The following is a 25,432-nucleotide window of genomic DNA, read 5'->3' on the forward strand; positions in this document are numbered from 1 at the left end:
TGGAAGTCCTTTTATGTTTAGTTTCTATCAGTCTTCATTTTATAAATAAACTAAAATAAACACTCTTTATTAGCGCCTTGAAGTTTAGTGGATTAGTAAAAAAAGAAGATATATAATATCCTTTTGCTTTTTCTTTTTTACCCTTTTGTTCGTATACAAAACCCAGTAAATATTGCATTTGACTATGAGATTTCCTGTCTTTTTGAAATTTCTCTTTATGTTTCTCGTATAAATTATGATATGATTTCCATTTATTGGCCAAGGAATTACTCTTACGAGTTTTTGGTTCAATTATATAAAGTATAAATTGCTGATTTAAAATTTTAATTTTTAAATCAGCAATTTCGGAAATCCGCATGCCTAATTCATAATTTTCACCAAAAAACATTTCCAGATCAAAACCACCTACTTTTAAAAAGATCTCCTTTTTATAGCAAATACTTCCCGCCAAAAAACTAGCGGTAATATTATTATAGATCTTTTCAAGCTTTTGTGGTCTCCAAATAAATGATTTACCATCAATTTTCTTTAATACTTCCCAGCATATCAAATCGTACCTATTGTATCTAATTTCATTAAGCCTGGCAATAAGCCCGGGTAAAAAGTAATCATCTGAATCGAGGAAAATCAAATAGTCCCCCTTACTTAATTCAACTCCTTTATTTCGGGCTGCCGAAACCCCTGAATTTTCCTGGAAAAAATATTGAACTCTTTCATCTAATAGGTATTTTTTTATCGCTTTTTTTGTTTTATCGGTAGATCCATCATCTACAATAATAAGTTCCCAGTTAGTAGCCGACTGGTCAAAAACGCTTTGGACAGCTTTAGAAATACGTTGTTCTCGATTATAAGTAGGAATAATAATAGAAATTATATTATTCATAATGATTATCTACAGCAGTTTTATTAATACCAGACATTGTCAAAGATTGGAAACCAAACCTATTTTGACAAATTTTAAAATGTTCTAATATAATTTTTAATTCCTGTAAATTTTTTCCCGGATTAGCTCCAAAATTATGAGGATGCCACCACAAATGATAGATCTCCTTATTTTTAGCTGCAGTACTCATTTCACTTAAAATCCTTTTTATTCGCGTTTTATCAAGCAAATTTTTGCCACTATTAGGTCTCAGTAGTCTACTGGCTTTTTGTCCGGAAATACCGGGAACTATTTCAGGAATATTCCTGTAAGATTTATTGTTTAATCCAATATAGGCATCCCCGGTCCTAAAGAGTTTCTGCTTAAAACTATCTTTTTGGGCATTTCTCCAATACCAAACAGCCGGATTAGTTCGTACAGTGTGTAAACCAAATTTTCTGCATACTTCCAGATAATCTTCATTATACTGATTTCTGGGAAACACCAGTGATTTTAATTCAATCCCAAAATTTTCAGCTAGCTGTTTGGATTTTTGCAAATCGGCATTAAAACTTTGGATATCCTGGCCCGGTTCCAGGCAGTAGTAATGTGAATAAGTATGCGTACCTAGTTCCTGATAAGGAGTCTTAGAAATCAATTTAATAAGTCCAGGAGCAAAACAAAGTTCTTCCGTCTCTTTACTTTGAATAGAACTTCCATATTTATAGGCTGATAGTTTCTTATTGTCATAATCTGGCAGTTTCTCCGGAATATTGGCATTCCATTCCTCCCAATTCTCGTTGAATAACATCCCTACCGTAGCCCAGGTACAAGAAATTTTATACTCTTCAAACAGCTGAAGCATCTCGGGAATTACTTTACGGGTGTTTTGAAAATACTCCTCCTTTTCTCTCCAGTCTACTTTATCAAACACTCCCCATAAAAGTTCAAAATCCAGGGAAATCACTAAGGTACCTTGCATTGTTTTTTTTGTTAAATCGCTAATTGGTTAATTCGTTAGTTCGTTGGTCGTAGTTTGGACTTATATTAGTTTCGATTAAACGGCAATCTTTAATAGCTATATTAAGAATTTTTAATTTAGGCTTTTTACCGATTCCCGAATTAACAAATCCCTAATCCCAATTAAGCATTTTCTATTCTTTATTGCGCAGCTAAAGCCGTTTCTTTAGCTTTCTGTCTTTTTTGCATTAATCTTCGCTTTTTGTTTATTCCGTCATACTTCTTTTGCGCCAGATAATAATAAATCACAAAAAACAGAAAATACATCACCATAGACTTTTGTCGCATAATAATTCCCAGGTTAGACATTACAAATGCCATTGCGAGGGATGCTAAAAAAAAGGTGGTTAAGCTCATTTTTACGCTAATTGGGGATTTCTTTAAAAACTTAATAAAATCTCCTTTTAATATTTTAAAAAATAAGAGTAAATAAATTAAATTTTCTACCGACACAATAAGTCCCAAAACCCCTGGAGCATCAAAAAACAACGGGCGGAACCAAAACGTAAATAGTTTAACCGGTAATGGATAGTTGGCCATATCTACTCCTGAACCAGATTTGGACAACTCAGCTCCTCGTTCCGTCGAAAATTGATCAAAACCTTCTACAAGATTTTCAGACTCGTTAAGCCCTGCCATTCCTAAAATAGTATCCTGCACCATAAGTAACCCCCCAATCATTCCAATATAAACGAGCATTTTTTTCCAAAAGGCAATTTTCTCCTTTCCCGTCATAAAGCCCAAAACAGTTCCCGCTGCAACAAATAAAAATACATGGGGCCTAATGTAATAAGTTATCAAAGAACCTATTAATAAAGTTCCCCACCTGGTTTTAGGGTCTTTAATAGCATAGGCAAACATCATCAAACTCATAAAAATAGGAGCTCCTTTCCCCAAAGAAGCGGTCCAAAAATGCATATTTGGCAAAAAAAGAATAAGTGTGAGGAAATCTATATTAAAAATCTTGATTTTAATAGGAATATTTTCCCGAAAAAACAGATAAGCATATACAAAACCTATATATCCAAACCAGGCAAAAAGCACCATCATCATTTCATAACTAAAGCCTAGCACATTAATAAAAGGCCAGCTCATAAAATCGATAAAAGTAGTACTGGTCCCGAAATATTCCCACCAGGTATCTCCCCACTGAGGCCTTGAATAATATAATTTAGAATCGGAGCGATTAAATATAGTATAAGTATAATACACCCCAAAGAAAAAGAGATGGTATAAAAAGAGCAAATTCATCAGTTTTTTGGAAAACCATCGATATTTTTTCTCAAAACTGTTAAAAAGCCCTTGATTTAGCAGGAATAAAAAAAGTATTAAAACTATTGCTCCTATCATAATCTAAAACAATTCCAGGTCGCCCAAACTATAGGTCCAATTTTCTAAATTTAAAAGTTCAGGAGCATGTAAGTTTATCGCTTTATAAGTTAATACCGGGCCAAAATTTCCCGCAATACCCGCTTTAAATTGAATGCCAGTTGCAGGAGCAATACTTAGCACTTGTGCTCCCGATGCTTTTGCCAGGTTAAGAATAGCCTTTTTTGCATCATTTTTTCCATTAGCAGCACTAATAACTTCAGACAACCTAAACTCTCTAAATTTATCTCTTTTTTTTACGTAACCGGCAATAAAATATTCTTTATTACAAATCACGGCATAATCCTGCAAAGGATTATTGATATAGCGCCAGGTTAAATACAGTATATTTTTAGGCGTAAAAAGTTGGTTGGTCTTTTTTTGCTTTTCGAAAAACAAAGCCAGCAGGTTTTCACTGGAATTTATTTTTCCCTGGACCTGATAAGCAAACTGCTTATTTTTTTTAAAAGGATATAAAGCCCGTAACTCAATTTTTAGTTTAGCAACTTCTTTCCATCCCATCTTAAGATAGCCAGGCTTACTTTGGGAGTTTGGCGTATTAAACACAAAATGATCGCCACGCTGTTTTCCCAGGTCTAAAGCTTTTAAGGTAAGCTTTTTAAAGATGCCCTTCCCCTGATGCTCAGGATGCGTAGCTGTATCTACTGCGCGAAATGCACTATATACCTCTTCCCCACGCTGCCATTGCCATCGCATAAAAGCCCTTACACCAATAATTTTATTGTCTTCCTCAGCTACCAATACCAGAGACTCCCCGAATGGATTCTCTATATGCTTATAGTGCCACATTCCTTCTGTTTTCTTAGAAGAGGTTTCCCCCAAACTGGCTTTTAGTACGCTTAAAATTCCAGGAATATCAGAATGATCGGCTTCTCTTATTTGCATTATTTATTGTTTTATATTCTGAGTGTAAGGCTGTGATGTAGTGACCTTGTAATCTTTTTAACTTGTGATCCTGTCTCCTACACTAGATCACTCTTCATCACTTCATTACTTCCTCACTCATATCCATATAATAAGCTTCCAACTCCTCCACCATTCGCTGAAGACTAAACGAGTCTACTGCCCTTTTCCTCGCTGCCAGTTTTAAGCTGCTTAATTCTTCAGGTTTATTGATTAGGATTTCAACTTTATCCGCTAACTCAATCCAATGGCCTACCGGAACTATTAAGCCGTCTTGCTTATCTCTGATCACTTCTTTAATCCCCCCTGCATCTGTAGACACCACTGCACATTCCATACTCATAGCTTCTAACAAGGCTATAGGCAAGCCTTCAAAAGATGAACTCATCATAAAAATATCCATAGCCTCAAAATAAGGCTTTACATCAGTTTGTAAACCGGGAAAGAAAACCACTTTTTCCAGGCTTAAGTCTTTCCATTCTTTTTTTATTTCTTCTTCCAGGGGACCGGCCCCAACAATTATTCCATAAATATTTGAATGCTGATCTCTAATTTTATTAATCACTCTTAACCACTCTACCAGGCGTTTCTGAAAACGAAATACGGCTACATTACCAAGCACTATAGCGTCTTTTGGTATCCCTAATTCTTTTCTAATTTCAGAAATGCCTGTACTTTGAAAAGATTCGGTATTAACTCCGTTTAGTAATGTTTTAACCGGAATTTTTGGCTGAATATTCTTATTGATGGAATTAGTAACATCCTGTGATACTCCAAAGGCCAGGCTTTGGGAATTAAATGTAAATTTATTTATCGTTTTAGTTGCTATATGGTAGCGTTCCTGCATATTGTGCTCTGTATACAATACCGGAATTCCTGTTTTTTTATGTACCAATCTACCTACAAAACCGGCCCAGGGCAAATGACAATGAATTAGATCAATTTTATGTGCTTTACAATAAGCAATAATTTTTTTGTATTGCGATAATAACCTGATATTGTCTTTGGCTTCCAGGCAGGTTACTTTTCCCCCGGCATCTTTAATTGCTGACTCCATTTGATCTTTCCAGGGTAAGAAATAGATATAATGAAAATCAAATTTTTCCATGTTATGCAATTTGAGCGTTTCAGGAAGCAGCATTTCAGCCCCACCCCTGCCAAGGGATTTAATAATATGAAGAACTTTTATTTTTGCCATAACTATTTTAATGCAACAAAGTTAAGCCAATCCTTTTTGCAAGCAAGGATTTTGAATTTAATTAAGAGAAACCAAAGTTAGTTTACAGGCCAATAAAATTAGAGGTATTAAATTATTTTTTTATATAGCGCTTCGAATTCCCACACCAGGCTTTCATTCATATAATTTTTTAATACCAGGTCGCGGGCTTTTTGAATTTGGGCTGAATTATTTTCATTTAGAACCTGAAGAATCGCTTTTGAAAATTCATCTTCATGATCCCTTTCAATAAGAATTCCTGTATCTGCATTTACAATTTCATTTATGCCTCCCACATTATTGGCTATAACCGGGGTTTCACAATACATCGCCTCAAGTAAGACTCCGGGCAAACCCTCTATAATGCTTGGGAGCACCAGGACATCTGCTTTTGCTATCATAGGTAAGGCATTTTCCACAAATCCGTAGAACTTTATCTTATCCTGTAAATCTTGTTTCAGAACCTCCTTTTCAATCGAATCCCTTAAAGGTCCATCTCCTACCAGGTGTAAAATAACATTTTCATCCTCCCGTAAAACACCTTTAAAAATACGAATAAGGCCTTGATGGTTCTTTTCAAAACTAAAACCTCCTACGTGAATAATATTTTTTTGGTTTTGCGGAAAAGAAAATGAAGTATTTATAGAGGTTCTCTCAAGGCCTACCGGTATCACCTCTGTTTTACTTTTCAAAAAAGGAAAATGAGCTATAAGATCTTTTTTCGATGCTTTTGAAACGGAAGCTACACCAGCTATTTGCTGATAAAAAAAGGAGTTAATTCTTTTCTGATTGTTATTTTTTAAATATCTGCCTACCTCACTTGCATTTCTAAAAATAATAGGGGGTTTCCATCCAAATATTTTTTTTGAAAATACCGTATATTTTAAAGTGTCTCCGGCATTGGCCTGTATAATATCGGGCTTAAATTCCTCTATGATTATATTCATTTTTTTCCAGGCCTTATAATCCAGAAACCTCAATTTAGGAGAGGCATCTAAACTTTCTATTTCGTGCTTCCAGGCTAAGTTTGCACTACCTGAAAAAACTGAAACCAATTTTACGATATTACCTTTCCTTTTTTGATGATTGGCCAACTGACAGGCAAAAGTTTCGGCCCCACGATTTTGTGGTTTTTGAATTAAGTGAAGAATCCTTATTTTTTTTTCCTGAGCCTGCTCCAAAGTGGAATTTTCTTTTGGAGAAACAGCATTTAGATAGAAGCTTTCATATTCTGTTACCACTTTTGAGAGCTCAAACTTTTCAATTGCTTTTTTTCTTGCATTTTCAGCTAGAGCCCGATACTGCTCAGGATTTTTTAAAACTCTTAAAATGTGAGCAACCAACTCGGGGATATTCCCTTTTTTATAGATTAACGCACAATTCTCATCTACACATTCCAGGTTTTCCGGAATGTTAGAAGCAATAATTATTCTTTGAGCCATCATAGCCTCTATAAGCGCACCCGGCAAGCCTTCAGAATAAGAAGGATAAAGAAAGATATCTGACCTAACCAATAATTTTGGGATATTATCTATTCTACCTAAAAAACGAATATTATCCTTAACTTCTAACTTGCGCGCATAGCGCTCTAAATACTCCCTAAAACTACCGTGGCCTGCAAACACCAATTGAATTTGAGGATAAACCTTAATAACCTGAGGCATAGCTTTTAGAAGGTCCAATTGTCCTTTTAAAGGTATTAATCTGCTAACATTTAATAATATTTGATTTTGGCTGTTTAAATATGGAAGCTTGCCCTGAACCTTTTGGGAATTAAAGTCTACACTTTTCCTGCCCCTATATATTACACTAACCTTATTTGCATCAATACCCAGGGCCCGTGAAGTACGGTCTTTTATAGTATAGGAGTTCGAAATAAAATGATCAACTGATGAGGAAGAGCGTTTATCAAGATTTCGAAAATAGGAAAGTTTAAGTCTGTCCAGAGCGTCCTTTTTCCTAAATCTTTCCGGGGAATAAGCATTACTTACAAAACTACCTACTAAAAATATTTGAGGGAATGCTTTTTTTAATTTCCTGGCTATAATCTCAGACCTGAATAAGGTAGCGTGAACAATCTCAGGTTGCTCCTGTAAATAAATCACCTTAAGTTTTTTAACGGCAAGATTAAAAGCATATTTTTTTGTTAAGTCTAAAGAATACACTCTAACTCCTGCTTCTTCTAACCTTGGTTTAAGCATATCGCCCTGGTAGATATGTACAAAAATCGGGGTGATTCGGGTAAAATTACTGGTGATCTCTACCAGGCTTTTTTCTGCCCCATAGCCCTCCAGGGTATCAATTATATATAAAACTTTTATTTTATTCACGGATTCCTTTTATTTCTTTATTCCTGAAGATCACTTAACGACAAATTATTTAAGCAGGTTTCTATATAGCTTCAACATTTTTTTATTAACCTCCTCTAATTTAAAATTATGTACATAATTTCTTAAACTTGCCTCACCCATTCTTTTTCGATCAGTCTCTAAAACATTTAAAAATTGTACCGACAAAGATTCTGGATTATTCACTTTATGAAATAAAGCATTTTCCCTTGTAACCACTTCTTTAAACACAGGAATATCCGAACAAATAATAGGCAAACCTGCCGCCTGAGCCTCAATAAGTGAACCTCCTAAGCCTTCAAATAGTGAGGGAAATACAAAGACGTCAGCAGCAGCTAATAATTCATAAATATCATTTCGATGACCAAGAAAATGCAAAGGAGTATTAATGTTAGCTGTGTCTAATTTTTTTTTGATTTGGGAAGTAGCATTCCCCTCTCTTCCACAGAAAAGGAATTGGGCACCAGATTGGCTTAAATCAGCATCAACCCTTTCTATTGCCTTTATAATATCAAGATGTGCTTTTTGAAATTCCTGCCGACCTACATGAATAAAAATTGGTCCATCTGGATTTACATCTATTTCTTTCTCCAATTGCTTTCTTATAGAATCTTTATCCCCGAGAAAATCATTCCCTTTACGTCCCCTCGGTATCACCAATATTTTTTCAGATCTAACCGATAAATGTTTTTGATAATGCTCTGCAACCTCCTTGGTAATAGCTACAAAGTGATCGACCCCTATTTTTTCTGATAACTTATCTACTTTTTCATATATCTTAAGGGCTTTGGAATTAATTTTAGGATCCTGATATCTAATTTCAGCGTAAGTACAATTGACAAGACTTTCAATATTTGTAAAGTTGATCAACTGTTTAGCAGAACGGGTTCGCATTGCTGCCTTAAAAAGTACACTATGTACTAAATCAGGTTTAAAATGCTTTACAATGTTTTTAATTTGCAATACCTGATTAATAAAAGATCCTGGTTTTAAAAATTCTACATCAAATCCTGCATCTAAAATTTCCTGTTCTATACCAACTTTGCGATGTTCAAGGACTATAATTTTGATCTGTATTTCTTTTGATCGTAAATAATACCAGAGTTCCGCATTAGATCTTTCGGCACCACCGGTTCCTAAACTGTCTTGAATATATAAAACTTTCATTTCTCCCTTATTTCGTAACCATAGTTTAGCATGGTTTCTTTAGCAATTTCATTAATAGCTTTATAATCTTCTTTTTTAAGTCGATTAAAACTGGAAGCATTCATATTCCTTATTTTACTCTGCTTTTCGTGAATATTAAAAGATTTATCGAAATAATCATCGGCAAACCTTTCTAAACCTATTTTATCTAAAATTGTATTTATGGTTTTGGAAGGGTTTTCAGCAAGTTCTTCATAGGAGATAGTTATCACATTTTGCAGACGTTTTTGTTCCTTCTCAAAAACTTCTAAAGATCGTACCCATTGCTTTGCACATAATGAATATGGATAACTGCCTAAATTATAATATTCATTCTCTTCCATCACTTCTGCCTTTCTATGAATGCCTTCAGCTACAGCATAGCCATTTCTAACAATATGAATAAACCAGGACGGTAAAAAATTAGTATCAAAAAATTTTAGACGAATTTGGTTGGATATTGATTTTTCAATAAAAAAGTCTTTTTTAAAATCATAAAAATGAGACCAGTGTTTTTTAATGCGATTAGCATCTTTTTCATCAAAAGGTGCTAATTCTTTTATATCATCTTCACATTCGCTCCACATTCTACGCCAGTTAAAATCTTCCGGTCTTACTAATTTATCTGTCAGCATTACACCTTCATCAGGCAGTCCACTAATTTCAGGATGAGTAGCAAGAATCTGATCTAGAAGAGTAGTCCCAGAATTATAACAACCACTTATAAAAATCCATTTTTTATTTTTAATAACTCTCCCGGTTTGGTTCAATAATTCCATCCAAATACGATTATAGCGCAGTCTGGCCGTAGTTCTATGCAGAAATTCCAGTTTTGTCATTTTCTTAATTTTCCAAGGGCTTTAGTAATAGGCAAAATTCGACTATGCCAACCACTTAAAATAAGTTTAAACTTCCAAAGGGGTGTAGTGTCGTTAACTACTAACCTCGAGATTCTTAAAGGATTCTCCTCTCCTTTATTTATTTTATGGTCAAATAAGTAAGCCTGCTTAATTCCATATTTCTGTAATATAGATTCCGCAACAGGAGAATAATTGCCATTGGGATAAGCAAATATATCAGGAGTAAAGCCTAATTCTTTTAAAAAATTAGTTGAATTTTTTATTTCATTTTCCAATTCTTCACAAGTACATTGATCAAACATAGGGTGTGTATGAGAATGATTAGCAATAATTATCCCTGCATTCTGCATTTCCTTCAACTGTGCTGTAGTTAATTGTTCATATTTAAGAATAGGTTTAGAAGATTTCCCCCTTAGGTTCTTTAAATATGATTCACGTTTTCTATTTTCCCAGCCTTTTACTTCCCAAACTTTTTTATTTCCTTCCTCTTTTCCCAAATAATATTCAATTTCATCCCACCAGAATGGCTTTTGAGTATTAATTAAATCGGTTATAACAAACAAAATAGCGGGTATATTATATTTTTTTAGAATTGGAAAGGCATTGTGGTAGAAACTGGGATCTCCGTCATCCACAGTAATGAACAGGTTTTGGTTAGAACAATCAAAATCATTATTTCTGATCAAATATTGGATTTGACGTAGAAACGAATGTCTATTCAAAATTTTATGGTAGGCTAAGACTTTAGTTTTTTTCATCAAAACAAATGATTTCTCTAAATTTTATTGATTTTATATAAATAAATTAATCCAAAAAATGATTAATTAAACTATCTCTCAAGATTTCTGGAGAAAATGATAGGATCTTTTTTTCTGCATCCTGTTCTAAACCTAAAAAATTATTTGGTGATGAAGAATTTATCCTAATAGTATTAAAATCTTTTATGCCTACTCCGCTATAATAATCGCTGTACTTAAAGTCGCCACCTTGAATTTCATTTTTTTCAAATACAAAGCGTGAACTCGGAATGGAATAAGTATCCGCTATTATAAGCCCATGTAATGAGCTTGAAACAATATTTTCACACTTCAAAATTTCATCAATAAATTGATAATGATCATTACCAGAAACTAGCGGGTTAATTATATTAATATTATTTTTTATAAAGAATTTATAATGTTTAGCAAAGAAATTCATCTCAGTATAATGGGGAATTATCCCCAGTTTAAACTCACTATTAAGGGTAGGCTTGTAAATTTCTGAAAATAGTAAAGCTGGATCACCATATACTTTGTTAAATTCGATGTTACTATCATGAAAAATTTCAGCGGACAAAACCCCTCTCAGTGCTAATACTTTTTTAGGCTTATTCTCTATCCTAGAAATAGGCTTAACGAAATCTGAACCCCATATTACACTATTCGACAAATTCCTTTGAAGAATACTTCCTACTCCAAAGAAAACTTCCTTTTTTTTCCAATTATATATCCTCTTCGCCGATGCAACTTTTTTTCCAGAAATTTCTTCAAATAAAAATCTATTTATATAATCACCCCAGTTTTTAGAAAAGTCGTGAAAATGAACCAAAATGCTATCTTTTTCTAAAAAATAGCTTAAATTATCATTACTTATTAAATTCCTGCTTTTTCGATAATGTTTATAGAGGTATGACTTTATTTCTTTATTCATGCTTTCCTAATTTTTTTGTTAAACCATCAAATATTGCAGAGAAGGTATATATAGCGTTTCTATTGCCAAATTTAAAACCATTAAAATAACCCATAAAAACTTTCATTGTTGCTCTTATAATAATTAAAATTGCCAAACGCTTTAAGCCTAGCTTATGGTAAAATATATAAATATGATTTCGGTACGAATAATATTTTCTTTTAGAGGCAGCTTCGTCCAATTTGGGAATTAATTTTCGATTTATTTTATAATTTAGTCTATTACTAGCCTTTCTATGTTGAAATAATGAATCCCCACTTACTAATATACTATAACCTACTTTTTTAAGTCTTTGTAGGAAGTCAAATTCTTCAAAACCAAAAAACAGTTTTGGATCTGGTAAGACACCAGTTTTTCTTATAGCTTCTCCATTCAAAATTAGATTATGCCCTCCTCCTATAGTATCGGCACTTAAAACCCCCTTCAACTCTTCATCTTTAAATCTCACGGTAAGCCCATTTTTAAAATCAAATTTAGATCCTACAGAACCTATAGCACCTGTATTTTCATTTTTACTTGCAATTTCTACTAGATTTATAAATATATTCGGGAATTTCGGCGGGTCATCGTCATCCCCCCAATAAATCCAATCATATCCCAATTCTGACAAAAATTTAACGCCTCTATTAGCAGCTCCAGCAGGACCAATATTTTCAGGCATTTTAATATATTTTATTTTTGGATTGTTAAGTTTTTCTATTGCATACTTTGTATAATTATTTTCACTATTATCTATAATTAATAAAATTTCAGGACTCAGAGATTGTTTGAAAATTTCTCGAATACTTTCCAGTAATATCTTCGGTCTATTATAAGTCATTACAAAACCTGCAAAACTAAAAGATTCTTGCTTATAGGTTTTCATAAAGCGCATTTAAATTTTTTAAGTAAATTCCAGAAGAAAATTTACTTTCAAAAGTACTAACCGAGTTTTTTTTCAATATCCAATAATCGGTTTTTCCATTATTTAAAAATTCAAAAATTTCGTCCGCTGTTTTCTCTAGATTGTTAAAATCAACCCTGAGACCATTATAATTATTTTTCACGATCTCTTTTAAGCCTCCCACATCAGAAGCAATTACAGGTAAACCAATACTCAAAGCTTCTAAAACACTTATTGGCATAGCTTCGGAATAGGAAGAGTTCACATAATAATCAATTCCTGATAGATAGAAAGGTACGTCATCTGTAAACCCTGTTATCTCAACATCATTATCTATTTGTAAATTTTCAATTACCTTCTCGAGATAAGATCTTTGACCTCCATCGCCTATTAAAATTAATTTAATCTTAAGCCCCTTCTCCTTAAGTATAAAAATTGTTTTTAATAATCTTGGTAAACCCTTTATAGAATGAAATCTACAAGCCGTACCAAATACAATTTTATTATTGTTATTATTATAAGGTGCTACCTGCAAAGCTTGTATCCCATTATAGATTACTGTTATTTTTTTCTCCGGAATACCTCTATTATCGATTGAAAACCTTTTAGCAGTCTCTGATACAGCAATAATTTTGTCCATAAAATATTTATCAATAATATTTTCAAAATCATTTTTTAATTTATTTTTTAGGTATACGTCCGCTTTATTATTATCTGCCGAATGAATAGTCGAAACTTTTTTAATAGATCTACTACCTAAAGTAGCGAAAGTTATTAGTGCTTTATCTAGAAATAAATTAGTATGGATAATATCAATATTATTTATTTTTATAAATTTTCTTATAGATCTAACAGTCTTCAATAAATCTTTAGCACCATTATAAGGAATTCGTAGAGGCATTATACCTTTTTCTATGAAATTCTTTTCCATTAAGGTATTAGGACCAAAATAAATTAAATAAACCTTATGAACTTTAGCTAAATTTTCAATATTTTGATACAACAAATTGGAGGTTCCCCCAAAATGGAGGTCAGGAAGTGTGTATAGAATATTCATGATAATTTAATTTTCTTTTTCCTAAATGGATATCCTACGATGTAAGAATTACTTTTGAGCAAATATTTTATGAAAACCAAAAATTTCCATTTTTTTAGCATATGTAAAGCTGCACTCAAATATAAACTCGCTAATTTATTTTTTAAAAATGCTTGAATTTTCAAACATTTAATTACATATAAAACAGACTGATAAATGCATATATTATTATTAATTAAATTAAATTTATTTTTATTGCCTTCGCTCGCAGTAACTCCTCCAATGTGTTTCCTGTAAACACTCATTCTATCATTTAAAACCCATCCATTTCCTTTTACTAAAAGAAATAGTATAATTAACCTGTCTCCACTAAGTAGATGAGGGTTCAATAAATAATTATAAGATTCACTAATGTTATTTTTAAAAACTAAAGTTGCCGTATGAATCGTATGCTTCTTTAATTCATCTTTAAGCTGTAATTTATCAGATTTAACTTTAATTTTTTTTGAAGTTGCACCTTTTTCAGTTATAGATTCAAATTTATGGCTACATAAAACAATTTCAGGATTTTTTTCCAAAAAATTCACCTGCTTTTGCAATTTATAAGGATCTGTCCAGTAATCATCCCCTTCACATAAAGCAATATATTTACCTTGAGCAGAAAGTAAATTGGTAATAAAGACAAACCTTCCGGTAGGAGATCCTCCTATAGCTATATTATTTTCCCTATGGTGTAAAAACAAACGAATTCTATCAGGAAATTTTTTAGCATATTCTTTACAAATTTCTCTAGTTCCATCAATCGAAGCATCTTCACCCAAAAGAATCTCAAAATCAAAATTGGTTTTCTGCATTAAGATACCATCTAAACATTGTTTGATATATCTAGCATGCTGATATGTTTGTACACATACCGACACTAATGGATTCTGAGCTACTAAATTTGGCTCTTCAATAACCGGTTTATGCTCAAATCTTTGTTTAAATTCTATTATATCCACTTAAAAATCTTATTTAGTTCCTGAAAATCTTTATCAGCTTTTATCTCATCAATAATAAATTCCGGGAGTTCATCCTGCCATTTATCATCTCTAGATTTCTGTTTAAAAACAGAATAGGCATCTTTATCATTTTTTTCAGAAGACTTATTTAAAAACTCTTTAGTTTGTGCCGTCATTTCAAGGCCACAAAAATTAAAAAGTTTCTCAACTTCAACCACTTTATCAGTTAAGAGTGCATTGTAATCTACGAGGTAGAACCTATCAGGATATTCTTCCTTTAATTTTAAAAATAAAAAAGCTGCTTCTTTCCATTTATTGTATCCAAAATAATTTTCATTGATATTTTTATTCTTTTTTTCAGCCATTTTCCATTCGCTTGCTACAGACCAATTAGGATCAAATTCTTTAGGAATATTTATCCAGGAATTAATAACGGAAAAAGGCGAACGAATTAGCCCAATAACTTTACTATCAGAATTAACCAATAAATTAGGGATAACATTTAAAAAGTGAGTTTCTTTAAAAACTAAAGTATCAGGAACCTTCTTTTTAAAAAAAATTCCTTTTCTACTGCTAATAGTAAGTTCACCTTTAACAAAGGCATCTTTCGTTATTGAAAGATTTTTATAAAATTCTTCAATATCTGTTTTTGAATCTCGCTCCGATAAACTGTGATTAAAACTATAGGCGAAATTAGGTTGAAATCTGAAAACTACTTTAGGCTGGCTATTAAATATTTGGCCAAGCCACGATGATCCCGAACGAGGAACAGAAAATATTGCAACTTTATTCATTATTAATCAAATCAATTATTATCTTCATATCAGCCTCATCATACCTTTGATCGATAGGGAGACAAACTAAGTTTTCAACTAAGAATTTTTCAAAACTATTTTCATGAGTCCATTCTAAAACATTTGGCCAATAGGTAGGAATATATATATTATTTTGAATCAGTGCTTTCTTTAAGGAGCCACCATCTTTCAATAGAAGTGGATAAACTAATGGAACCGTATCATTGTCCAGATTGAACTGTAATAAATTTATATCATTAAAATACTTTCCTAAAAATTTGTAATTACGTCTACGTTTTTTCTTTACATTTTCATAAGCAATGTTTTTCAAAATATTTTGCGTCAACGAAGACATTCTCTTTATAGGTTGATCTTTTAATTTTTCTTCATTTCTTTGATAATCTTTATAAAATTTTTGGGCACCCATATCAACTCTACCTAATAAATGTTTCATATTGTTATAGGAAATATCAGTTTTCAAAAATTGGGAAATTTTTCTTTTAGAGTATAAATAAGCCCCGTCACTGACTCCAAAAAATTTTCTAGGTGAATAAAAAGTATCTATATCTAACAAAGTTCTATCAAAAAAGGCCTGAGAATTATCTACAATAATATTTTTACATTTTGAGCGGATCGCCCCTATGTTATTACCCAATAAACCAAAATAGTTATTGTAAATAAAAGCTTGATTATTTTGCACTTTCTTAAAATTAAAATCAGGTAATAAATTATTGTTTATACTATAAAATTCATAAGAAATTTTTAGCTTTTTAAGTGGTTCAATCATGGCGTCACAAGTAAAATATGGAAGATAAATATGGGTATAGTTGTTAGCTTCTAAAATATATTCAAATGCATTTCTCCCTGTATTTAAAGCAATAGCAGCCCCGTGATACTCAAACCCATTATTTAATTCAAGTTCAAAAAACCCACCTATTTCCTTCGAATTCGCCATAAAATCATTTATAAATAATTCTTACCAATCTCTCTCGGTTCCTTATCAAATTTTCTACTTGTTTTTTATCATTAAAGTTAAAAACCAAAGTTCCAATAGCATAGTTTGCGGCTAAAAACGAATATACCTTTTCCCCGTTTTTAACCCAGAGATCTTCCTCAACTAAAAATTTTTTTACAGTCTCATCTATTTCAAGTTTATAAAAATTGCCTTCCCTGTTACTATAAAGTATCAACTCAGCCCAATTCCCTTTGTAAGTTTTACGTTTTGGGATAGAAAAATTTTCTCCCATAGCAGCTTTTATAGCGTATCTTATTAAATTTAAACCGGTGGAATATTCTACCATTTCAGATAACCTATTTCCCCCACCCCTGGGAGCCATCTCCATTATATAAGCTTTACCATCCTTCCCTTCTCTAACTTCAACATTATAAAGCGAGGTTTGTAAACCTAATAAGTTAATTAATCTTTGCAATTCTTTTGTTAATTCCTTCTGATTTTTTGTACTAATCCCTGAAGGCCAACTATATGCTGAAGGAGTAAAAGGATTTTTAGAATCTTTATCAAAGTATTGATTGGAGAAAGTTACAATCTTCAATTCTCCATCAATCGAAAAACAATCTGAATCTGACGGATTTCCTTCTGCTTCAATAAACTCTTCAATAATAAAAGTATCGGTGATGGAGTGTTTTTTTGATAAATTTACAGCCCGTTCAAGATTTTTCAAATCAGAGACTTTAGTAACCCCCTTGCTACCAGCTGCATCCACAGGCTTTACAATAATCGGTAAACTAAATTCCCGAATTTCATTATTAGCTTCAGAAAAGCTACTATAGGCTTTCGCCTTAGGCACTGTAAAGTTATGCTTCCTTAAAAACTCTCTAAAAAGCCCCTTATTTTGAAGAATCTCAACCGATTTTAATGAACAGCCGGGCAAGACCATCTTTTCAGCTACATAGGCCGCAGTTAACACCCCCGGATCAACTGCAAATGACATAATTCCCGTAATTTGAAGTTCCTGCGCAAGGGATAGGACTGCCTCCCGATCTGTTATACTAATATTATGATACTCATCAGAAAACTTATGAGCCATATTTTCAGGAATATAATCACAGGTAATGGTGTAATACCCTAATTTTTTTGCTTCTTTAATTACCGGAATTAAATATCTAAGTCCTCCTAATAGCAATAACTTCTTCATTATATACTTTTAGTAATTTCAAACAATACATCAGTTTCTAAATCCTTATAGAGTGGCAAACACATAATTCTGGAAGCAATATCTTCTGAAACAGGCATTGTCTCTCTATTTACATAATTCAATAAGTTCAAGGAAGGATAAAAATATCTGCGAGGATAAATTTTCTGTTCATTTAATTCTTTTTGTACTTTTAAAAGCTTTGCTTCACTTTCAAATATCACCGGATAGTAACTAAAGTTCCAATGGGTCTCTTCCCGAATTTTAAGTTTTTGAAGTTTTGAGAAATTAAGGTTTTTATTATAAAAATCCACAATATTTTTTCGAGCTTTCAAAATATCGTTCATATAAGGGAGTACACTTAAACCCATTGCCGCTTGCAGTTCGCTCATTTTGGCATTGATCCCAACTCCGTAAAAATCTTCCGGGCCGTTATGTCCAAAATTATGGCTATAAAATAACTGATGATTTAATTCCTCATCTTTACAAAAAAGAGCACCACCTTCCCCGGTATGAAAGATTTTAGTAGCATGAAAACTACAGGTACTTACATCGCCATAATTAAACAAACTATTTCCTTTATATTTTACGCCATAACAATGAGCCGCATCATAGATAACCTTAAGATCATGCTTTTGGGCAATTCTTTCTATTTCTTCTACATGACAGGGGTTTCCAAACACATGGGTAGCCAGAATAGCCTTGGTTTGAGAAGTAATAGCTGCTTCTATTTTTGTTTCATCTATAGTAAGATACTCCGGGTGGATATCTACAAACACCGGTTTACAACGTTCCCAAATAATGGCTGAAGTGGTAGCTACGTAACTAAAAGGCGTGGTGATAACTTCCCCTCCTTTTGCAAGAACTTTCAACGCTATTTGTATAGGTAGTGTACCGTTTGTAGTTAAGGTTATATTTGGAACACCTAATTCAGTTTTTAAATTAGTTTCCAGTTCCTTTACCAATTCACCTCGATTGGTAAGCCATTGGTTATCCCATATACGTTGCACCTGGCCGTGATAATCTTTAATTGGGGGAAAAAATGTTTTTGTTACTGGGATCATTGTTTATTTATTTCTGAGGTTTTGTTTTCCCAGGGAAAGTCTTCTCTTTGAGATTTCAGTCCTAAAAATTCTGTCAATTTTTTATAGCCCCCATTTTCAGCAACATTTAAAACCAAAAGATCATGGGGTCTATGTCTGAAATAATCTTTTACTGCTTCATTATGTCGAATATAACTTTCTATTAACTCTTTCTTCTCATAGGGATTATCTTCGGGAGTGGTATAGCTCCAACGGTTAGCCTGCCAGGGTCTACCTTTTGAAATATAAATAGCTTTCTGAAGATCATCTTTAGTTGGTATCCTTCCATTTTTTCCCCACAATCGGGCGTGAAAATTTGTCAAAGAATTATACCATTGTTCAGGAGAATCTCGAACTGTTAAAATGAATTTACTGTTTGGAAAGGCCTGATCCATCGCTACAAAAGTATAAGGAAGGCTAAAGGGAGTATCTTGAAAAAATTGGGCAGAAAAACAATATCTTTTTATAGAATTGAAATCCCTTATTGCCCAATCATCAATTAAATTCTCAGCTTTACGTTGAATTCCTACTATAAACCCCAGATCCTCCATAGCGGCTTTTAGTGAAGTAGTGCCCGTTTTATTAGCGCCAATTCCAAATATTTTTGGTTTATTATATACGCTAACATGTCTTTTTAAACCTATTAACTTATTGGTTACACTCATTTTTTAAAAATTATTTTTCTAAATTCAATTAAACTTTCAAATCTCAATAAATAACTAAATAAAATATAAAAAACCCCTCCAGTAATTCCTCCAGCAACCAGCCTAAACAAGTCGATCTGCCCATATAAAAACTTGTCCAAGTACCAAACAATGCCTCCACATGCTAATGCTAATCCTATTATTGGAAGAATATCTCTTATTTGTTGCCAGGCAGAGTAATTTATAAACCGATTGGTATAAAAAGCATTAATGAAGAAAGAAAAACCTGACAGGGCCACTTGAGCATATAATAGGCCGTATATGCCAAACTGGACACCTATAATAATCCCTACAACAGTAATGCTCTTTTTTATTACGGCCAGTTTTAAAAATAAATCACTTCTTCCTTTAACTTTTAAAATATTTAAATTGTAGGCATGAATAGGATATAAAACTCCACTTATACATAAAATTTGAAAATAAGGAACCGCAGGCAACCATTTTTTAGTAAATAAAAATCGAAATGTCGGTTCAGCCAATACTGCTAAAAACACCAATGTGGGTGCAATAACAAAAACGACCATTTGCATCAATTGACTATATACTCGCTTTAACCGCACATCATCGTCCTGGATTTTTGCAAATAATGGATAAGTCACCTTGTTTAGGGCAGTTGAAATATTGCTTACGGGCAATTGTTTCATTGTATCTGCTCTAGTATAGAAGCCTACCTGTGATGCTGAAAAATATCTCCCTATAATAATTACGTATATATTAATAAAAATTTTATTCAATAACGCAGAAAGAGTCAATTTATACCCAAAATTAAAATGTTCTTTAAATTTCTCGAAATTAAAAACCCAACTAGGCGACCATTTTGAATAAATCCATAATTGAACGGTGCTTATTAAAGCCGTAACAATCTGGTTCCAAACTAAACTCCATACCCCATAGCCCATATAAGCCATTACAATACCCACGATTCCTCCAACAATTATTGAAGGGATAGCTACCAGGGTCTGAGTTTTAAAGTCCATTTTTTGCGTTAACCTGGCTACTTGCACTGCCGAAAAGGCAGTTATAATAAAGGTAGTACAATATAACCGAAGAATAGGAGTAAGTAGAGGTTGATCATAAAAATTGGTCACTAAAGGAGCCGTCAAATAAACAATAATATAAATTAAAATACTCGCAGCGAGATTAAAATAAAACACGGTAGAAAAATCCTCCTGATCCAATTGTTTACTCCTTATCAAGGATTGAGTTAGACCTGAATCTACCAAAGCCCCGCCTACGGCAATAAATACTGCAATCATCCCAATCAGTCCAAATTCTTTTGGCAAGAGTAGCCTTGCCAAGACCAAAGAGACAATAAAGCTAATTATTTGAGCACCAAATTGCTGTGTAAAAGTCCATACAAGACCAGAGGTTGCCTCCTTTTTTAAAGACATTTAAATTATTTTGGAAATTTCGGTCAAATACGCTCCGTACTTGGACTTACCATATTTTTGAGATAGCGTATTAAGCTTCTCCTTAGAAATAAATCTTCTTTGGTAGGCAACCTCCTCAATACAACCAATTAAAGTACTTTGCCTGGTTTGGAGTACACGTATAAACTCGGTAGCATCGTCTAGAGACTCTACCGTACCGGTATCAAACCAACTCATACCCCTTGTCATCACACCTACTTCCAACTCGCCGGCTTCAAGATACATTTGGTTAATACTGGAAATTTCTTTCTCACCCCTGGCCGAAGGTTTTACTTTTTTCGCATATTCCGCCACCTTATTATCATAAAAATAAAGTCCGGGAACAGCATATTTAGATTTTGGTGTTTTAGGCTTCTCTTCTATGCTTATTGCTTTGTTATTCCTATCGAATTCTACAACACCGTAGCGTTGAGGATCTTTTACCGGGTAAGCGAAAATCGCCGCTCCATCCACATTAACTTTACTACGCAATAGACTACCAAAACCATTGCCATAAAAAATATTATCTCCCAGGGCCAATGCTACTTTATCATTCCCAATAAAATCTTCACCTATAGTAAAAGCTTCAGCCAGGCCATTAGGTTCTTCCTGTATGGCATATTCAAAATTGCACCCCAAATGAGATCCATCACCCAATAATTTTTTAAAAGATTCCTGATCCTGCGGAGTGGTGATAAACAGAATTTCGTTTATACCTGCTAACATTAATACCGATAGTGGATAATAAATCATTGGCTTATCATATACCGGTAATAATTGTTTACTAACGGCTATGGTTATTGGATATAATCTGGTACCACTGCCTCCTGCCAATATAATTCCCTTCATTTCATCTCAAATTTTACTAATTCAAACGAATTAACGCGAATATTGTTTTTGATAATAATCTCTATATGCACCACAGGTCACATTTCTTAACCACTCCTCATTTTTTAAATACCAATCGATAGTTTTTTCTAAACCCTGTTCGAAAGTTACCGAAGGTTTCCAACCTAATTCTTTATTGATTTTTCGGGCATCTATAGCATAACGTTTATCGTGGCCGGGCCTATCTTTTACATAGGTAATTAATTTAGCTGAATCTCCCTCTTTTCTACCTAATTTCTTATCCATTATTGAACAAAGCAGTTGGATAAGGTTTATATTTTGCCATTCGTTAAAGCCACCTATATTGTAGGTTTCTTTATCATCTCCCTTGTGAAATGCCAGGTCTATAGCTTCTGCATGATCTTCTACAAAAAGCCAATCCCTTGTATATTTACCATCTCCATAAACAGGTAATGCTTGCTTATTAACAATATTATTGATAAACAAAGGAATCAATTTTTCAGGAAATTGATTAGGTCCATAGTTATTGGAACAATTAGAAATAATATAAGGCAAGCCATAAGTTTCCCCATAAGCCCTTACAAAATGATCACTACTGGCTTTTGAAGCTGAATATGGAGAGTTAGGGTCGTAAGCAGTTGTTTCTGTAAACAAACCTGTTTCACCCAGGGTTCCATATACCTCGTCAGTACTAATGTGGTAAAACAATTTATCCTGAAAATCACCATTCCAGATTTGCAAGGCTGCGTTTAGCAAATTCATGGTTCCAATAACATTCGTCTTCACAAAAGCCAAAGGATCACTAATGGAACGATCTACATGAGATTCTGCTGCCAGGTGAATTATTTTTGTAAAACCATATTTTTTAAAAAGTTGGCTTATTTCATCAACATTATTGATATTAGCCTTTAAAAATGTATAGTTAGACTTAGACTCAATATCTTTTAAATTCTCTAGATTTCCGGCGTAGGTAAGTACATCTAGATTGTAAATCTGATAGTGAGGATATTTATTTACAAATAACCTTACAACATGAGATCCAATAAAGCCTGCTCCTCCAGTTATAAGAATTTTTTCACCTTCTAATTTATCCTGAAATTCAGTCATTTGAGAATTTTAGTTTAACTTTTAATCGGCGGCAAAGATAGAATTTCTTTATGAGCCTATTGCTAAATAAACCTTAAAGCTTTAAAAACGTTAAGAATTGTTTGAAAGACGGTTTTGACATAGACGGTAGGCAGTAGATTATAAACGGTATTTTGGAGCAGTAGACAATAGGCTTTAAGCTCTAAGCAGTAGGCCTTAAGTTCTAAGCAGTAGGCTTTAAGCTTAAGGCCTACTGCTTATGGCTTAATTACACTACCATTCCCGCGGCAACGGTTTCATTAGTATTCTCATCAATTAGAATAATACTACCCGTATTTCGATTATCACGGTAAGAATCTAACATTAGCCTACGGGTAGTTCTTATTTTAACCCTGGCAATATCATTCATCTCTAAATTTGAATCTTCATTATCCCGTTCAAAAGTATTAATATCCATTTTATAAACCACTTCCTTTATTATCGCCCGCTCTTCATTAGAGGTATGCTTAATGGTATATTTTGCCCGGGGTTTTGCAGGGTCGTTATTCAGCCAGCACAACATTACATCAAATTCTTGTTCCTGCTCGGGTTGGTTATTTTGTTTTACAATCATATTCCCGCGGCTTACATCAATATCGTCTTCCAGGGTTATGGAAATACTCATTGGCGCATAGGCTTCTTTTAACTCCTGCTCCCCGGCATTAATGGATCTAATCTTTGACTGAAAGCCCGATGGCAATACGGCCACTTCATCTCCTACCCGGTAAATACCACTGGCAATCCTACCGGCATACCCCCTATAGTCACGATGTTCGTCACTCTGCGGCCTAAGCACAGTCTGTACCGGGAAACGAGCATCTATTTTATTAATATCACTGCTAATATGTAAATTCTCCAAAGTACTGAGCAAGGTCCCGTTGGGGTACCAGGACATGTTTTCAGAGCGGTTTACCACATTATCCCCTTTTAGGGCGCTTATTGGGATAAACCGAACATCTTTCATAAGAAGCTTAGAGGAAAATTCTTCGAACTGTGCAATAATACTGTTATACACTTCTTCAGAATAATCTACTAAATCCATTTTATTAACGCAAACAATTAAATGCGGAATATTAAGCAAGGAAGCTATAAAAGAGTGACGCTTTGTTTGCTCTATTACCCCGTGACGGGCATCGATTAAAATCACCGCAGCATTAGCGGTAGATGCACCTGTCACCATATTACGGGTATATTCAATATGACCCGGAGTATCAGCGATAATAAATTTACGTTTGGGAGTGGTAAAATACCGGTAAGCAACATCGATGGTAATTCCCTGCTCCCTTTCATCTTTTAAGCCATCGGTAAACAAGGCAAGGTCTACACCATCATGCCCCTTTTTCTCACTGGTTTTACTCACCGAATCCAACTGATCTTCAAAAATTGACTTCGAGTCGAATAAAAGCCTGCCTATCAAAGTACTTTTTCCATCATCTACACTCCCGGCAGTGGTAAATCTTAGTAGTTGGTTATTGTCTATTTCCATTGTTTCTATGCTTTAGGCCTTAGGCTTTATGCTATAGGCCAAAAATGTATTTTAGTTGTCGATTAAAGTCTTTGATATATAAAATATCACTGTAATCTTTGATTTAATCTGTATAATTTTTTCTTTATTTCATTGACCTCATCAAAACAAACCTCAAATGTTCGCTCATCAATAAATTTTAAGTCTTTGCTCAGTATGAAAAAGTATTCTAATTCATGAGCTGAACCAAGTGAAATCTGCACAAACCTATTAAAGTCTTTGTCTGAACCTCTTCCACAACCTTCACTAAAATTAGAAGGTATTGAGTAAGCAGCTCGCTGCATTTGAGAAACTAATTGATATCTCTCTGAATGAGGAAAAGAAAAAGTTATTTTATAAACACGCAAAGTCAAATCATGACTTAATTTCCAAACATCATATTTCTTAAAATCTCTCATTATTGACAGTAGCTGCTATGGCTTATAGCTTATTGCATAAAGCCTATAGCCTCATATTAAAAATACCCCTGCTTCTTCCTATCTTCCATAGCGGTTTCACTACGCTTATCATCTGATCTATCTCCTCTTTCGGTTTTTCGCATAGCCGAAACTTCTAAAGCTATCTTATCAAGCGTATCGGCATCAGATTCTATACCACCGGTAATGGTAATATCGCCAAGGGTCCTAAACCTGATTTTCTTTTTTTCTACCTTTTCACCTTCTTCAAGTTTCAAATACTCCGAAACCGGGATCCAGGAATTACTACGAAAGACTACTTCTCGCTCATGCGCAAAATATAAGGAAGGTATACTAATGTTTTCCCTTTTGATATAATTCCAAACATCCATTTCAGTCCAGTTACTAATTGGGAACGCTCTAAAGTGTTCGCCTTCAAATTGCTTTCCATTTAAAAGGTTCCATAACTCCGGACGCTGGTTTTTAGGGTCCCATTGCCCAAAATCGTCACGATGGCTAAAGAACCTTTCTTTAGCACGGGCTTTCTCTTCATCCCTTCTTCCGCCTCCAATGGCGCAATCTACCTTATTCTCTTCTATAGCATCCAGCAGCGTGGTGATTTGCAAGGCATTTCGCGTGGCATTCTTCCCTTTTTCTTCCGCTACACGCCCTTGGTCTATAGATTCCTGCACAGAACCTACTATTAACTTAACGCCAAGCTTTTCAATCAGATGATCCCTAAATTGTATAGTTTCCGGAAAGTTATGTCCGGTATCTACGTGCATTAAAGGAAAAGGAATTTTACTGGGGTAAAAAGCTTTTTTCGCTAAATGCGTCACTAAAATAGAATCTTTTCCTCCCGAAAAGAGGATTACAGGATTCTCAAATTGCGCCCAAACTTCGCGTAAAATATAGATCGCTTCCGATTCTAATTCGTCTAAATAGTTTAAATAATATTTGCTCAT

24 protein-coding genes are annotated in these 25,432 nt (G+C 33.6%); all 24 read right to left on the minus strand.

What is annotated here, in order from left to right:
• Positions 1 to 34: 34 nt before the first annotated feature.
• Positions 35 to 883 carry a glycosyltransferase family 2 protein gene (locus tag I6U49_RS11365; RefSeq protein WP_198628747.1) on the minus strand — a complete coding sequence of 283 codons (849 nt, stop codon included), beginning with the start codon at positions 881 to 883 and terminating at the stop codon, positions 35 to 37.
• Complete coding sequence (locus I6U49_RS11370) at positions 876 to 1,844, minus strand: polysaccharide deacetylase family protein (RefSeq protein WP_198628748.1); 969 nt, start codon at positions 1,842 to 1,844, stop codon at positions 876 to 878. The genes I6U49_RS11365 and I6U49_RS11370 overlap by 8 nt, the downstream gene beginning before the upstream one ends.
• A gap of 179 nt (positions 1,845 to 2,023) precedes the next feature.
• Entirely contained in the window at positions 2,024 to 3,133 is a 1,110-nt protein-coding gene (locus tag I6U49_RS11375; RefSeq protein WP_232804701.1) for a hypothetical protein, read from the minus strand.
• Between the two features lie 102 nt (positions 3,134 to 3,235).
• Positions 3,236 to 4,156: a GNAT family N-acetyltransferase gene (locus I6U49_RS11380; protein ID WP_198628750.1), complete on the minus strand. Its 921-nt coding sequence runs from the start codon at positions 4,154 to 4,156 to the stop codon at positions 3,236 to 3,238.
• Positions 4,157 to 4,253: 97 nt separating this feature from the next.
• Positions 4,254 to 5,372: a glycosyltransferase gene (locus tag I6U49_RS11385; protein ID WP_198628751.1), complete on the minus strand. Its 1,119-nt coding sequence runs from the start codon at positions 5,370 to 5,372 to the stop codon at positions 4,254 to 4,256.
• Positions 5,373 to 5,479: 107 nt separating this feature from the next.
• Entirely contained in the window at positions 5,480 to 7,720 is a 2,241-nt protein-coding gene (locus tag I6U49_RS11390) for a glycosyltransferase (protein WP_198628752.1), read from the minus strand.
• Between the two features lie 45 nt (positions 7,721 to 7,765).
• Complete coding sequence (locus I6U49_RS11395; protein ID WP_198628753.1) at positions 7,766 to 8,905, minus strand: glycosyltransferase family 4 protein; 1,140 nt, start codon at positions 8,903 to 8,905, stop codon at positions 7,766 to 7,768.
• The gene (locus I6U49_RS11400) at positions 8,902 to 9,762 is read right to left on the minus strand and encodes a sulfotransferase family protein (RefSeq protein ID WP_198628754.1); all 861 of its coding nucleotides are present in this window, start codon (positions 9,760 to 9,762) and stop codon (positions 8,902 to 8,904) included. The genes I6U49_RS11395 and I6U49_RS11400 overlap by 4 nt, the downstream gene beginning before the upstream one ends.
• Complete coding sequence (locus tag I6U49_RS11405; RefSeq protein ID WP_198628755.1) at positions 9,759 to 10,541, minus strand: polysaccharide deacetylase family protein; 783 nt, start codon at positions 10,539 to 10,541, stop codon at positions 9,759 to 9,761. Before I6U49_RS11405 ends, I6U49_RS11400 begins: the two co-directional genes overlap by 4 nt.
• Positions 10,542 to 10,587: 46 nt before the next feature.
• On the minus strand, positions 10,588 to 11,472 hold the full coding sequence (locus tag I6U49_RS11410) for a polysaccharide pyruvyl transferase family protein (protein WP_198628756.1): 885 nt from the start codon (positions 11,470 to 11,472) through the stop codon (positions 10,588 to 10,590).
• A complete protein-coding gene (locus I6U49_RS11415) occupies positions 11,465 to 12,376 on the minus strand; it encodes a glycosyltransferase (RefSeq protein ID WP_198628757.1) in 912 nt (303 codons plus the stop codon). Before I6U49_RS11415 ends, I6U49_RS11410 begins: the two co-directional genes overlap by 8 nt.
• Positions 12,363 to 13,451 carry a glycosyltransferase family 4 protein gene (locus I6U49_RS11420; protein WP_198628758.1) on the minus strand — a complete coding sequence of 363 codons (1,089 nt, stop codon included), beginning with the start codon at positions 13,449 to 13,451 and terminating at the stop codon, positions 12,363 to 12,365. The genes I6U49_RS11415 and I6U49_RS11420 overlap by 14 nt, the downstream gene beginning before the upstream one ends.
• A complete protein-coding gene (locus tag I6U49_RS11425) occupies positions 13,448 to 14,431 on the minus strand; it encodes a glycosyltransferase family 2 protein (RefSeq protein WP_198628759.1) in 984 nt (327 codons plus the stop codon). The genes I6U49_RS11420 and I6U49_RS11425 overlap by 4 nt, the downstream gene beginning before the upstream one ends.
• Positions 14,422 to 15,225 (minus strand): sulfotransferase domain-containing protein, encoded by an 804-nt coding sequence (locus I6U49_RS11430; protein WP_198628760.1) that lies wholly within the window; start codon positions 15,223 to 15,225, stop codon positions 14,422 to 14,424. Before I6U49_RS11430 ends, I6U49_RS11425 begins: the two co-directional genes overlap by 10 nt.
• Entirely contained in the window at positions 15,218 to 16,180 is a 963-nt protein-coding gene (locus I6U49_RS11435) for a hypothetical protein (RefSeq protein ID WP_198628761.1), read from the minus strand. The genes I6U49_RS11430 and I6U49_RS11435 overlap by 8 nt, the downstream gene beginning before the upstream one ends.
• Positions 16,181 to 16,184: 4 nt before the next feature.
• Entirely contained in the window at positions 16,185 to 17,381 is a 1,197-nt protein-coding gene (locus tag I6U49_RS11440; RefSeq protein ID WP_198628762.1) for an ATP-grasp domain-containing protein, read from the minus strand.
• On the minus strand, positions 17,381 to 18,442 hold the full coding sequence (locus I6U49_RS11445; protein WP_198628763.1) for a DegT/DnrJ/EryC1/StrS family aminotransferase: 1,062 nt from the start codon (positions 18,440 to 18,442) through the stop codon (positions 17,381 to 17,383). Before I6U49_RS11445 ends, I6U49_RS11440 begins: the two co-directional genes overlap by 1 nt.
• Positions 18,439 to 19,125, minus strand: coding sequence for a sulfotransferase (locus tag I6U49_RS11450; protein ID WP_198628764.1), 687 nt, complete (start codon positions 19,123 to 19,125; stop codon positions 18,439 to 18,441). Before I6U49_RS11450 ends, I6U49_RS11445 begins: the two co-directional genes overlap by 4 nt.
• Entirely contained in the window at positions 19,122 to 20,555 is a 1,434-nt protein-coding gene (locus tag I6U49_RS11455; RefSeq protein WP_198628765.1) for a lipopolysaccharide biosynthesis protein, read from the minus strand. The genes I6U49_RS11450 and I6U49_RS11455 overlap by 4 nt, the downstream gene beginning before the upstream one ends.
• Positions 20,556 to 21,422 (minus strand): glucose-1-phosphate thymidylyltransferase RfbA, encoded by an 867-nt coding sequence (rfbA, locus tag I6U49_RS11460; RefSeq protein WP_198628766.1) that lies wholly within the window; start codon positions 21,420 to 21,422, stop codon positions 20,556 to 20,558.
• A 30-nt stretch (positions 21,423 to 21,452) separates the two neighbouring features.
• Positions 21,453 to 22,529: a dTDP-glucose 4,6-dehydratase gene (rfbB, locus tag I6U49_RS11465; RefSeq protein ID WP_198628767.1), complete on the minus strand. Its 1,077-nt coding sequence runs from the start codon at positions 22,527 to 22,529 to the stop codon at positions 21,453 to 21,455.
• A gap of 247 nt (positions 22,530 to 22,776) precedes the next feature.
• On the minus strand, positions 22,777 to 24,033 hold the full coding sequence (locus I6U49_RS11470) for a sulfate adenylyltransferase subunit 1 (protein WP_198628768.1): 1,257 nt from the start codon (positions 24,031 to 24,033) through the stop codon (positions 22,777 to 22,779).
• Between the two features lie 86 nt (positions 24,034 to 24,119).
• The gene (locus tag I6U49_RS11475) at positions 24,120 to 24,470 is read right to left on the minus strand and encodes a four helix bundle protein (RefSeq protein ID WP_198628769.1); all 351 of its coding nucleotides are present in this window, start codon (positions 24,468 to 24,470) and stop codon (positions 24,120 to 24,122) included.
• Between the two features lie 56 nt (positions 24,471 to 24,526).
• On the minus strand, positions 24,527 to 25,432 hold a 906-nt coding region (gene cysD, locus I6U49_RS11480), incomplete at its 5' end, for a sulfate adenylyltransferase subunit CysD (protein WP_198628770.1).

It is taken from the genome of Salegentibacter maritimus (assembly GCF_016236915.1).
In the GTDB taxonomy this organism is placed as follows: domain Bacteria; phylum Bacteroidota; class Bacteroidia; order Flavobacteriales; family Flavobacteriaceae; genus Salegentibacter; species Salegentibacter maritimus.